This window comes from Mycolicibacterium chlorophenolicum (genome assembly GCF_001044235.1).
Lineage (GTDB): Bacteria > Actinomycetota > Actinomycetes > Mycobacteriales > Mycobacteriaceae > Mycobacterium > Mycobacterium chlorophenolicum.
This window is the reverse complement of record NZ_JYNL01000068.1, coordinates 59,957-72,427: the sequence shown is the minus strand read 5'-3', so window position 1 is coordinate 72,427 and position 12,471 is coordinate 59,957. Positions and strand designations below refer to the sequence as shown.

The 12,471-nt window shown below is 68.4% G+C and carries 8 protein-coding genes and 1 tRNA gene; 3 read left to right on the top strand and 6 right to left on the bottom strand.

Annotated features, from left to right (window positions below; genetic code table 11):
- Positions 1-158: 158 nt before the first annotated feature.
- The 3 genes from MCHLDSM_RS28570 to MCHLDSM_RS28560 form a co-directional block, all read right to left on the bottom strand.
- Positions 159-380, bottom strand: a complete 222-nt coding sequence (locus MCHLDSM_RS28570) for an MbtH family protein (protein ID WP_048473188.1) — start codon at positions 378-380, stop codon at positions 159-161.
- Positions 381-885: 505 nt separating this feature from the next.
- A complete protein-coding gene (locus MCHLDSM_RS28565) occupies positions 886-1,728 on the bottom strand; it encodes a class I SAM-dependent methyltransferase (RefSeq protein ID WP_048473388.1) in 843 nt (280 codons plus the stop codon).
- A gap of 11 nt (positions 1,729-1,739) precedes the next feature.
- Positions 1,740-4,712, bottom strand: coding sequence for an MMPL/RND family transporter (locus tag MCHLDSM_RS28560; RefSeq protein ID WP_048473387.1), 2,973 nt, complete (start codon positions 4,710-4,712; stop codon positions 1,740-1,742).
- 410 nt (positions 4,713-5,122) lie between these two features.
- On the opposite strand from MCHLDSM_RS28560, the gene MCHLDSM_RS28555 reads away from it, so the two are divergent.
- A complete protein-coding gene (locus tag MCHLDSM_RS28555; protein ID WP_048473187.1) occupies positions 5,123-5,626 on the top strand; it encodes a DUF2505 domain-containing protein in 504 nt (167 codons plus the stop codon).
- A gap of 3 nt (positions 5,627-5,629) precedes the next feature.
- Here the strand turns inward: MCHLDSM_RS28555 and MCHLDSM_RS28550 are convergent, their stop codons facing one another.
- Complete coding sequence (locus MCHLDSM_RS28550) at positions 5,630-6,970, bottom strand: PE-PPE domain-containing protein (RefSeq protein ID WP_234714230.1); 1,341 nt, start codon at positions 6,968-6,970, stop codon at positions 5,630-5,632.
- A gap of 109 nt (positions 6,971-7,079) precedes the next feature.
- Positions 7,080-7,814: a dienelactone hydrolase family protein gene (locus MCHLDSM_RS28545; RefSeq protein WP_053083117.1), complete on the bottom strand. Its 735-nt coding sequence runs from the start codon at positions 7,812-7,814 to the stop codon at positions 7,080-7,082.
- Positions 7,815-8,058: 244 nt separating this feature from the next.
- Here MCHLDSM_RS28545 and MCHLDSM_RS28540 point away from each other — a divergent pair, with 244 nt between their 5' ends.
- Positions 8,059-10,722, top strand: a complete 2,664-nt coding sequence (locus MCHLDSM_RS28540; RefSeq protein ID WP_048473186.1) for a CocE/NonD family hydrolase — start codon at positions 8,059-8,061, stop codon at positions 10,720-10,722.
- A gap of 92 nt (positions 10,723-10,814) precedes the next feature.
- Here MCHLDSM_RS28540 and MCHLDSM_RS28535 read toward each other — a convergent pair.
- A tRNA-Arg gene (locus MCHLDSM_RS28535) sits at positions 10,815-10,888 on the bottom strand.
- Positions 10,889-10,963: 75 nt separating this feature from the next.
- On the opposite strand from MCHLDSM_RS28535, the gene MCHLDSM_RS28530 reads away from it, so the two are divergent.
- Positions 10,964-12,469 (top strand): wax ester/triacylglycerol synthase family O-acyltransferase, encoded by a 1,506-nt coding sequence (locus MCHLDSM_RS28530; RefSeq protein WP_048473185.1) that lies wholly within the window; start codon positions 10,964-10,966, stop codon positions 12,467-12,469.
- Positions 12,470-12,471: the final 2 nt, after the last annotated feature.

The following is a 12,471-nucleotide window of genomic DNA, read 5'->3' as shown; positions in this document are numbered from 1 at the left end:
ACCGTCGCGCGGACGCCTCTGTGCGCGTGACGGTTTCCCGGGGTGACCCGATCCCGGGAGAGGTGCGCTATCTCGTTGTCGTCGTGTCGGCGGACGTGCCCGGCTTCCCCGATGATGAAGCCCCATCCGACAGCCCCCATTTCAGTCGGCCGAGCAGTTCAGCCCGTGGTGTTCGCGAGCCTCTCGCGCAGGCTCCGCGGCCGGATGTCCGGCCAGTTCGCTTCGATGTACTCCAGGCACGCCGCGCGCTCGGCCTCCCCGAACACGACGCGCCAGCCGTCGGGCACATCGGCGAAGACGGGCCACAGACTGTGCTGTTCCTCGTCGTTGACCAGGACGACGAAGTCGGCGTTGTCGTCGTCGAACGGATTGGTGCTCATCGACTCGTTCGACCTCCCCTCGAGGGATCAATTGACGGGAACGTTACTGCAGGAGGCGGTGCCGGTACGGAGTTTCAGGAAAAGGACAGGAAGTTCGCTGAGACGTGACCCGCCGGACATCTTGCGTCCTCAAGAACTGGACTGTGTCCAGGACAGGAGATCCAGGTGAGGCAAGGCTCAGGCGGCGGCGCGACCGGCTCCCGGAGGGCGGGACCGGGCCGGGGAAGCGGTTTGCGGAATTCGCCGCACGACGCCGAATTCCGCCCGCATCTCGGGTGTTCAGCGACGCCCGACGGGTCGGCCGGAGAGGACCCGCCCGCGCGCACACCGTGCTGGGCCGATGGGTCGGCGCCCTGCCCGTCGTCCCCCGCTGGCTAACCGCCCCCGGGGCCGTGGCGCCGGTCACTTCGCGCGGCGATCGATGAGACGCGCTGTGTGACAGAAATATTGGAGACAACGGGCTAATTCCGGCGGGTGTCGCTGGCGCACAGCGCAATTCGTTAGATCATCTAGTGGTGGGGCTGTTGTCGAACGTGTAGCGGTAGATGCGGTCGTACTCGCGGACCGCGGGAAGGGCGTACTGCAGTCGGTACAGCAACCGTTGCCGAGACAGCGGAATCCTCTCGTGCCCAGCCATGATGGGGCTGCTGTCGACCGGTTTCAGCCGCGGTTCCGCCCGGATGACCTCCGCGCCGTCCCGGGTGCCCCACTTGATGAGACCGGCGGTGAAGATCTTCGACATCCGCGGACCCCACGGTGAGAGGTAGTCGGCGATCAGCTCGCCACTGTCGAAACGGTCGAGCAGTCGGTGCAGCAGCGCGGCTACCTCGTCGAGGGTGAGATACATCAGCAGCCCCTCGGCGACGATCAGCACCGGGCCTCCGACGGGCAGTTCCTCGACCCATCGGGGATCGGTCACCGACGAGCCGACCATCCGGTATCGCTCGGTCTCGGAATGCAACTGCCGCCGCAGTGCGATGACGTTGGGCAGATCGACGTCGTACCACGGACCACCGTCCGGCCGTGCCATCCGCAGCCCGCGGCTGTGCAATCCGCACCCGAGGTGCAGCACCAACGCTTCCGGATGGCGGTCAAGGTACACGTCGATCATCGCGTCGAACTGCGCGCTGCGCAGGGCCACCATGAACTGGTTGGTGTCCGGGTGCAGTGCCCGGTGCATCCGCGGGAAGTCGTAGTCGATGCGCTCGATGTCCTGAGCGGCGACATGGTCGCCCAGGATCGGCCGGGCCAGCTTGCTCTCATGGGCCCGGAGGTAGAGCAGACACAAATTGGTCCACTCCACCGACTTCCACTGCACGCCGGTGAAATCCACCTTGTTCGCCACGATGGCCTCCTCGCTCACACCGGATCGGGAACCGGCACCGGGTCCTGGCGCGCCCGTGACGCAGGCGGCCGCGGCCGCCACCGCGACGGCCACCAGTTCGCCCGTCCCACGAGCACTGCCATCGCGGGCACCGTGACCGTCCGGACCAGGAACGTGTCCAGCAGGATGCCGGTGCCGACGACGAACCCGGCCTGGATGATGGTGCTGATGCTGGCGAACAGCAGGCCGAACATCGACGCCGCGAAGATCAGGCCGGCGGCGGTGATCACACCCCCGGTGGCGCCGACGGTCCGGATCACGCCCGAGCGCATGCCGCGCGGGGACTCGTCGCGGATCCGCGAGATCAGCAGCATGTTGTAGTCCGCGCCCATCGCCACCAGGATGATGAACGTCAACCCCGGTACGCTCCAGTGCAATTCCTGGCCGAGGAGGAACTGGAAGGTCACCACGCCCAGGCCCAGGGCGGCCAGGTAGGACAGGATCACCGACGCGATCAGGTAGACGGGTGCGACGATCGCGCGCAGCAGCGCGATCAGGATGAACAGCACCACGGCGATCGTCACGATGACGATGTACCGCATGTCGTGGTCGTAGTAGTCACGGGCATCCCGCAGCGTCGCCGGGTACCCGGTCATCGAGATCGAGCCGTCGGCCAGTTCGGTGTTCGGCTGGGCGCCCCGGGCGGTGTCGGTGACGGCGATGACCTGATCCATCGCGTCGGTCCCGAAGGGATTGAGGTCGGTCTGGATCAGGTAGCGCGCCGCGTGTCCGTCGGGGGAGATGAAGAAGGTGGCGGCCTTCTTGAAGTCGTCCGAGTCGAGCACCTGCGACGGGATGAAGAAGCCGGCCATCGACGGGGAGGTTGCGCTGTTGCGCATCGTCAGCAGGAACGTCGACGCGTCGCCGAGGTCCGTGCCCATCTTCTTGGTCTGGTCCACCAGTTGTGCGACGCCGTCGGCGACCTGACGGCCGCCATCGGCCAGTGACTTGAGACCTTCCTGCATGCCCCCGAGGTTGCCCAGCGGTGACTGTCCGCGCCCGCCGCCGGCTCCGCCGAGCCCGAGCGAACCCATCGACCCTGTCAGCGACTTCATCGACTGGCTGAGTTTGGTCACGGTCTGGGTCAGGGTCGACGCCGGCCCGCTCGACTGGAGTTGGTCGACGAGCTTCTGCAGGCTGCCGTCGTCGCGTGCGGCCTGCACCCGGTGGAACTGGTCGCGCGCGCTGACGCAGAGCGGGGTGTCGTTGCAGTAGGGGCTGCCGTCGAGCGCGATGACCACGGGATCGATCCACGCGAAGTTCTTCGTCATGTCGCCGAAGATCGCCTGCATCGAGTCGCCCAGCGCCCGCATGTTGCTCACCAGCTGCGGGTCACCCAGCTGCCCGAGGGTCGTCGCGCCGCCGAACTGATTCTGGATGGTCTGCATCGTCGTGAGGATCCCGGTCAGGCCGGACATCAGCTTCGTGACCTGCTCGCGCAACGTCTTCAGTCCGTCGGCCAGCTGATCGGCCCCGGAGGCGAGCTTGTCCAGATCGGTCGTCCTGTCCCGGATCAGGCTGGAGGCGTTGTCCAGCTTCGAGCCGACCTCGCCGGCCTGGAAGGTGGTGCTCGCCTCCTTCAGGGGCTTTCCGCTCGGCCGGGTGATGCCGCGCACGGCCGCGATGTCGGGCAGCTGGCTGATCCGCTGCGCCATCTGCTCCAGGTCGGCGAGCGCCTTCGGGGTGCGCAGGTCGCGCGGCGACTGGACCAGAAGGTATTGGGGGATGGTCGTATTGACGGGGAAGTGGCGGTCCAGCGCCAGGTACCCAACGGAGCTCTCGACGTTGTCGGGCAGCGCTTTGCGATCGTCGTAGTTGAACTTCACGAAGAGCACGCATCCGGCGAGCAGCATCAGCACGGTGAGGCTGGCGGCCAGGTTGGTGACCGGGCGCCGGACGATGCGGATCCCCGAGCGGCGCCAGAACCGGGAGGTGAGGTCGCGGCGCGGGGCCACCCACCCGCGGCGTCCGGTGAGCACGATGATCGACGGGAGCAGTGTCACCGAGGCGAGGAAGGCGACCGCGATCCCGATGGCGAGCGCGGGGCCGATCGTCGCGAACAGCTCCAGGCGGGCGAAGGTCATCGCCATGAAGGTGACACCCACGGTGGCCGCGGAGGCGGCGATCACCTTGCCGATGGATCCCAGGGCATTGCGGACCGCGTCGTCGGAGGTCTGTCCGGCGCGGACGAAGTCGTGGTAGCGGCTGATCAGGAAGACGGCGTAGTCGGTGCCTGCGCCGGCCATCATGCCGCTGAGCAGCGTGATGGTCTGTGGCGACACCCCGAGTCCGAGGACGGCGGCGCCGGCCACGGCGGCCTGTGCGATGCCCAGCGAGACGCCGATGGTGACCAGCGGCAGCATGATCGTCGCGGGTTTGCGGTAGATGATCAGCAGGATCGCGAGCAGCAACGCGATGATCGCGGCCTCGATCTTCACCTGATCCCGCGTGCCGACATCGAGCGAGTCGGCGAACGTGGCGGCGGGACCGGTCAGATTGGCGGTCAGCGTCGACCCCTCGACGGTGTGCCTGACGACGTCGGCGACCCGGGTGTAGGAGTCGTAGGACTCGGGGGAGCCCAATTCGCCGGCCAGCCCGATCGGCATCAGCCAGGCCTTGCCGTCCTCGCTGGTGAGCCCGGGGCGCAGCGCCGGCGTGCTGACGAAGTCCTCGATCATCACCACGTGCTCGTTGTCGCGGCGCAGCCGGTCGACGAGGGTGCCGTACACCTGCTCGTCGGACTTGCCGAGGCCGCGCTCGTCGGTCAGCAGCACCAGCAGGACGTTCTCCGAGCCGGACTCGTCGAAGGCCGCCCCCATCTGCTGCGTCGCGACGATCGACGGTGCGTCGGCGGGGAGAGGGGAGACCGGTTGCTTCTGCGTCGCCTCCACCAGGGTGGGGAACAGCGGCGGCAGCACGACCGCGAGGCCGATCCAGACGGCGATCACGATCCACGGCCACCGCACGACCACGTCGCCCACCCGGCCGAAGATCCCGCCGCCGCGGGCGGTACCCGGTGCGGCGTCGGCGACGACTAGATCATGGGCCCCTTCACCCACCCCCGGTGCCTCTCTTCAGGTTCGAGCATGGGTCCCGGGGTGAAGCCCGTTGGAACACAACGTTTTTGCCGCGCCCCTGCCCGCTCTCCAATTGTGGGCCACATCCAGCGCAGACGTGCTCATGTGATGCCGCGAGGGTAATCCGTTTTTTGACGTTGATGTCAGGAATCGTGGTTTTGGAGTACCGTTTCTTCGCGACGAGATGTCGTCTGTGGGCAGTCGGAAACGGCGGAGTGCATGGTGGATGGATCTGTCGGGGGCGCCGCGGTGCGCGGCGCGGGCATCGGCGCGGTGGGGCCGTGACGCGCTCGATCGATTTCTCGGTCGACTCGCAGGCCAGCGTCGACGAGATCTACTGGGCGTTCTCGCAGGAGGAGTACTGGCGGGCGCGGATGAAGGCGTTCGGCGGCATGGGCAAGCTGGATGCGCTCGACGTGGGACCCGACGGGTCGGTGTCGGTGGTCATCCTGCACGACCTGCATCCCGACGGGTTGCCGACCGCGCTGAAGAAGTTCTTTCCCCGCAACTGGCGAGTGGTGCAGGAGGAGACGTGGAGCCCTGCCGACGACGGACTCGTGCACGGGGACGTCGGCATCGTCACCTATGGCGCGCCGGGCTCCGGGCGGGGGATCGCGGTGCTGACCCCTGCCGATCAGGGGTCGCGGCTGAAATGCACTGCGACCGTGGACTTCAAGGTGCCATTGGTGGGTGGCAAGATCGAGGGGATGATCGGCCGGCTGATGGTTCCCCAGTTCTCGGTGATCCAGCGCTTCACCGCGAAGTGGATCAGCCAGAATTCCTGAGGGTCAGTCCCCGGTCGTCGCCGCGGACGACGAGCTGACAGCCGGCGCGGCGCTGTCACGGGTGGGCTCAGTCGGGCGGGACTCGGTGGGCTTCCCGCCGTCGACGTCGGCCGGACCGTCGTGAGCGCTCTCCGAATCACTCTCGCGCTCAACGGCTTTGCCTCGCCTGACGGTGCGGTCGGCGGTGCGCTTCGCGGGCTTCTCGTCGGTCGCGTCCGTCTCGTCTGTGACCTGGGCGGTCTCGGCGGAGTCGTCGGGGCGCTGCTCGGTCCGCGCGGCCGGTGCGAGGTCCTGGTGCTCGACGGCCGGCCGCACCCCGTGCTCCGATACCGCCTCCACGCCCTCGCGCAGTGCGCCCGGCATCTTGGCGGCCGTGGTGAGCAGCTCGCCGATCGACGGCATCAACCGTGCGGGTCGGTAGCGGCTGGGGTCCGACGGGATGGGATTGCCGTCGTAGTAGGCCGAATCGACCAGGAGCTTCAGCATGGGTTCGGTCAGATCGGCGATGGTGTTCCCGAACGGCACCACGTCGCGGATCAGCCGCGCCAACGGCAGCTGATCGGTGGTGTACGTGACGTAGGTGGTCTTGCCCCGCGTGGTGACGTAGGCGGTGACGCGGTCCTCGGCGGGTGACTGGCAGCGCGCGTCCTGACACGGCTGCACCTGACCGCTGGCCAGCACCGCGCACGTGTTGGCGCTGCCGCACGAGACGGACGGTGTGCCGTCGGCGCCGACAGGCAGCGCGATCTCGGACTGGTCCCGATACCCGTAGAGGTAGGCCACCAGCGAGTTGACGTGGGCGAGGACGTTGAACAGGTCGGCGGGGGCGTTCGAGTTGTAGTTGTACTGATAGGCGATGTCGATCACCGCGGCCGCCGCGGTGTCCGTCGGAGTCGGGAACGGGTTGACCCCGATGAGCGCGAAGAGCGGATACCGGGTGCCGAAGCCCCCGTCGGGGCGGGAGACGTTGTTGTCGAGCACGAACACCGTCTTGGGCAGCGCCGGGTCGTTCCGCCGGTCGAACGACGACAGCACCAGGCTCGCGTTGGCGGCACCCCACCCCGAGGCGAGCACCGCGTTGTCCTCGCCTGAGTTGGCTTGCAGCGCTTGGCCGATGGCGGCCGGGCCACCGCGGAAGTCGATCGGGATCAGGTCCGGCCCGGGCTGGCCGCCCGGGTTGTAGGGAGCCTGGTTGAACAGGCCCCCGAAGAAGTCCTCGTTGCCGGCGCCGTCCGGATGCGTGGAACTCCCGACGACGATGAGCGCGGCCAGGTCCACCGACAGTGCCGCGATCGATGCCGGTTGGGTGGCCGCGACACCCCCGACGGCCGCCGCGATACCCACGGCCGTGACCCCCACAGCCGCCCCACGAAATTTGCCCCTGGTCAACGTAGCCTCCCCGTCACGTCCCTAGCAGAGTAGCGCGGCGGGGTGCATTCGTGGCAACGCATCGTCAGTGTGCTGCGGCGTCGGTGTCCCAGCACTCCTGCAGAAAGTGGCCGAGGGTGGTCCAGGCCCGCCGCGAGGCAGATTCGCTGTAGAGGATGCCGCGGGACGGGTCGTCGGCCCACGGCGCCATGAACGCGTGGGCGGTGTCGCCGTAGGCGTGCAGCTGCCAGTCGATCCCGCGGCCGGAGAACTCCCGGCCCAGCGCGACGACGTCCTCCGGCGGCGCGAACGGATCGTCCCAGCCGTGCAGCACCAGCACCCGCGCGTGGACGTCGCGCTGCCCGAGCGTCGGGTGCGGGGTCAGGAGTCCGTGGAAGCTCGCGACCCCGGCCAGGGGATGGCCCGCCCGCGCCAGGTCGAGCACGCACAGGCCGCCGAAGCAGAACCCGATCGCCGCCAGCTGCGTGCCTGCGACCTGCGGAGCAGCGGTCACCGCGGTGAACACGGCGGCCAGTCGCTGCGCGAGCGCGGTGCGGTCGTCGAGAAAGCGGGCCATCTCGGCACCGGTGGCGTCCATGCCGCCGCGGGTCACCTCCTCGCCGAAGAGATCGACGGCAACAGCCTGGTAGCCCCACTCGGTCAGCGCGCCGGCGAACTCCAGTTGCAGGTCGCTGCGGCCCTCCATCCCGTGAACGACGAGCACGGTCTGCGCTGCCGTGCGGGAGTCGTCGTGCGCGAGCACCGCGTCGTAAGAGGTGCCGTCGATGTCATGCCGGAGCGAAGTGTTGATCACAGCCACCCGGCCGACGCTTCCATGAAACGGATGCCGTGGACAGGGGCGTTCACTGCCCGCGTAACCACGTCGTCAGTCCGGACGCCGTCGGCGCCAATGACGTTGCGGCGGTGCACGTGTGCGCGCGGCGCAAGTGGCAGCCTCGGACAATTGACGCCGTCATAAGTCGATTGCCCGAATCGGCATTGATCATCGCGGTCTCGGCGTAGTGTCTGCCCCGTTTCGAGTGTTGCTGACGGAGGGCGTAGTCATGAGTGCTGCAAGTTATGTCGGTCGGGTCGGCGGGTTGGCGATTGCCCTGGGCGTCGGAACGGCCATCCTCACGGGCCAGGGCGTGGCCTACGCCGATGACACGGACACGTCGGCTCCGTCGTCGGTCGACGCCGGCTCGCCGGCTTCGTCGACGCGTGACGACACGGTGACCCTCGACAGGCAGCCGCTCGGTAAGCACCGCACCACCGACCGCACGTCGCTCGCCGACACGGTCAAGAACATCGTCGACCGGGTTGCCGCGGAGCGTGAGAAGCGCGCCGCCGACCGTGCCGACTCGGAAGCCGATGCCGAAGCCGATGCGCCCGCCGCCCGGCCCAGCGACCGCCGCAAGCATCGCGAATCCGCCGATGAGCAGGAATCCGCACCGGCGCAACAGGATTCGTCGGCATCGACGGAGGCTGCGGACACCAGTGCCGCGGCGCCGTCGGTCGAGAGGGCCCGCGGTCTGGCCTGGCTGAAGAGCCCGCGGGTGGTCGCGGGCCGCGAGGCGGAGGCGGCGCCGAAGACCGTCACCTCTCTGTGGACGCCGCCGGGGGCACTCGTCACCGACGACACCCAGGTCTCCGCGCCGGCCGCGCCGCGCACGACGGTGGTGGGCGGACTCCTGGCCGCGCTGAACCGCGTGCTGGACCCGGACTCCTCGAACAACGGCAGCGCGCCGATCGGCGGATCGCTATCCGACCTCGTCCTACTAGCCGGCGCGCGGCGCGAAGCGGCACAGGTGCAGACCCTGGCGATCCCGCCCTACTCGGTCGACGTCGCCGCCGGGGTGATCGTCGGCTGCACCGTCAGCGGCCCCGCCTGCACCACCCCGGACGGCTCGGTCTACACACTGAAGGACGGCCCGAGCAAGGGCGGCAAGCTGACCCTCGACGCCACGACCGGCGCCTTCCGCTTCCTGCCCTTCGCCGACGAGAACACCAGCAACGGCCCGTCGGGAATCGAGACCTTCTCGGTGCTCGTCGCGCAGAACACGAAGTTCACCGACGCCATCACCGGGTTGCCGATCATCGGGGGGACACTCATCACTCCGATCGTTCAGGCCCTGCAGCAGGCCAACGTCCTCTCGGGTCTGCTCGGCACCGCGGAGTTGCAGAACATCGAGGTCAACATCGACGACCTGCGCGGCGTGACGGACACCCCGGTCGCCTATACGACGTTCGTCACCTCGTGGGACGGCACCCAGATCAGCACCAACTTCTTCCCGGCGATCGACACGAACTTCCCCGACATCGACGGCAATCCCGGCTTCGAGACGATCTTCAATGGGCCGGGCCTGGCACAGGCGGGCGCCACCGACCCCGCCGACCCGTTCGTCTCATCGTTCCGTTCGCTCGGCTACAACGTGGTGACGTGGGACCCGCGCGGCGAATTCGCCTCCGGCGGCGTCCTGCAACTCGACAGCCCTCAGTACGAGGGCCAGGACGTGTCGGAGCTGATCAGCTGGGTGGCGACCCAGAACGGCGTCGAACTGGACAAGGCGAACGACCCGACCATGGGCATGGTCGGCGTGTCCTACGGCGGCGGCATCCAGTGGGTGACCGCCGCGGGGGACAACCGGGTGGACGCGATCGCCCCGGGGTGGTCCTGGAACACACTGCCGGACTCGCTGTACCCGCACAACGCGTTCCGGACCACGTACTCGGCCATTCTGCTGCTCGGACTGGTGGAGACGAGGGCCAGGATCAACCCGCAGATCTACGGCGGCATCCTGACCGGCGCCACACTGGGCGTTCTGACCCCCAGCCAGATCCAGCTGCTGCAGAACAGCGGGCCGGGCCAGACGGTACGCGGGATCTCCGCGCCCACCCTGATCTTCCAGGGCACCGTCGACGTGCTGTTCCCGCTGCACCAGTCGATCGTCAACCTGGGCTACCTCGCGGACAACCCGAACGTGAAGCTGATCTGGTTCTGCGGCGGCCACGGCACTTGCCTGCCCGGGCAGGGCAACGGGACCGCCGACAGCGTGTGGACGCTAACCGAATCCGTCAAATGGATGCAGACCTACGTCAAGGACCTCATCCCGGCCGATCCGAACGCCTTCGAGTGGACCGACCAGAACGGCGACCGCTGGACCTCGACCGTGCGGCCGACCGCCGACGACTTCTACGACGCCATCAGCAAGGTGCCGTCGACGACGTGGAACATCGGCAAGACGCTGCCGATCATCCCGATCATCGGCGGATCGGGTCCCGGGCCGCTGGCTCCGGCCCCCTACTCGTACGGCAACGGTTCGGAGGCCACCAACGCCGTGACCATCAAGCTGAACAATCCGGCGTCGGGGGAGGCGAACGTCGTCGGCGCGCCGCACGTGGTGATCGACTACAGCGGCCTGGGCACCAGCCGGCACATCTACGCCCAGGTCCTCGACAAGAGCACCGGACTGGTCGTCGGCAACATCGTCTCGCCGGTGCCGGTCACGCTCAACGGGCGCGACCAGCAGGTGGAGATCGACCTCGAGGACATCGCCTACACGATGACCCCGGCCAGCGACCTGGAGCTGCAGATCTTCACCACCGCAACCCCGTTCCTGAACCTGACCCAGTTCGGGTTCGTCAACATCAAGAGCGTGGAGGTGTCGTTGCCGACGACGTCGCAGGGCACCAACCAGGGACCGAACCCTCTGCCCATGGCGGTCTGACACGACAGAGCGCGCCGAGTGTGCGGATATTGACGTGAATCGCGAGTGCGGCCGTCAATTTCCGCACACTCGATGTGTCCGTGAGAGGAAAGCGCCCCCGGCAGGAATCGAACCTGCGACCTAGAGATTAGAAGGCTCTTGCTCTATCCGACTGAGCTACGGAGGCAACGCCCGGCGAGTGTATCGCGCGCAGGCCCTAAAGCCGCTCCGCGTCTCGGAGCGGCCGACTAGCGTGGTGCCCATGAGCAATGCGCCGGAAGTGGACGCTGCCGGACTCCCGGAGGAACTCAGTCCCCTCGATCAGATCCTGCACCGTGGCGAAGCCAACCCGCGCACCCGCTCCGGCATTCTCACCGTCGAACTGCTCGACACGACTCCCGACTGGAACACCTTCCGCGCCCGCTTCGAGAACGCCTCCCGCAAAGTCCTGCGGCTGCGGCAGAAGGTCGTCACCCCGACGCTGCCGACGGCCGCGCCGCGCTGGGTGGTCGACCCCGACTTCAACCTCGACTTCCACCTGCGCCGCGTGCGCGTTCCGCAACCGGGCACCCTGCGCCAGGTGATGGATCTGGCCGAGGTGGCCGCCCAGTCGCCGCTCGACATCTCCCGCCCGCTGTGGACCGCCACGCTGATCGAAGGGGTGCACGACGGACAGGCCGCGTTGATGGTCCATCTCAGCCACGCCGTCACCGACGGCGTGGGCGGGGTCGAGATGTTCGCCAACCTGTACGACCTGGAACGCGATCCGCCGCCGCAGGACACCGCGCCGCTGCCCATCCCGGCCGACCTGTCGCCCAATGATCTGATGCGCCAAGGGTTCAACCGGCTGCCCGGCACCATCGCCGGCGGGGTCCGCGACGCGCTCTTCGGCGCCGCGCAGGCGGTCGGGCACGTCGTGCGGGACCCGGTCTCACGGCTGGGCAGCGTCATCGACTACGCGATGTCGGGCGCCCGCGTCATCGGTCCGGTGGCCCCGCCCTCGCCGCTGCTGCGCCGGCGCAGCCTGTCGAGCCGCAGCGAGGCCATCGACATCGAGTTCGGCGCCCTGCACCGCGCCGCGAAAGCCGCGGGTGGCTCGATCAACGACGCCTACCTGGCGGGGCTGTGCGGCGCGCTGCGGCGCTACCACCAGGCCAAGGGGGTTCCGGTGGACACGCTGCCGATGGCGGTGCCGGTGAACCTGCGGTCCGAGGCGGACCCGGCGGGCGGCAACCGCTTCGCGGGGGTGAACCTCGCCGCGCCGATCGGGCTGAGCGACCCGGCGGTGCGCATCCGCAACATCAGGACCCAGATGACGCGCAAGCGCGACGAGCGCGCGCTCGACATGGTCGGCGCGATCGCCCCCGTCGTCTCCCTGCTGCCCGACAGCGTGCTGGAGTCGATGGCCGGCTCCATCGTGAACTCCGACGTTCAGGCTAGCAACGTGCCCGTGTACGCGGGGGACACCTTCATCGCCGGAGCGAAGGTGTTGCGGCAGTACGGGCTCGGGCCGCTGCCCGGGGTCGCGATGATGGTCGTGCTGATCTCGCGGTCCGGCTACTGCACGATCACCACCCGCTACGACCGCGCGGCCATCACCGATCCGGCGCTGCTGGCCCGGTGTCTGCTCGCCGGTTTCGACGAAGTCCTCGCCCTGGGCGGTGACGGCCGGGCCGTGCCCGCGACCTTCACCGACGAGTCGTCCGCTCTGTCCTCCACCACCTCGACGTCCCCTGCCACCTCGACGAACGGAAGTGCCGCACAGTGACA

Excerpts from the sequence above, each read along its gene's own strand:
- MCHLDSM_RS28570 (WP_048473188.1), bottom strand. The coding sequence starts at position 380 with ATGAGCACCAATCCGTTCGACGACGACAACGCCGACTTCGTCGTCCTG.
- MCHLDSM_RS28540 (WP_048473186.1), top strand. The coding sequence starts at position 8,059 with ATGAGTGCTGCAAGTTATGTCGGTCGGGTCGGCGGGTTGGCGATTGCC.
- MCHLDSM_RS28530 (WP_048473185.1), top strand. The coding sequence starts at position 10,964 with ATGAGCAATGCGCCGGAAGTGGACGCTGCCGGACTCCCGGAGGAACTC.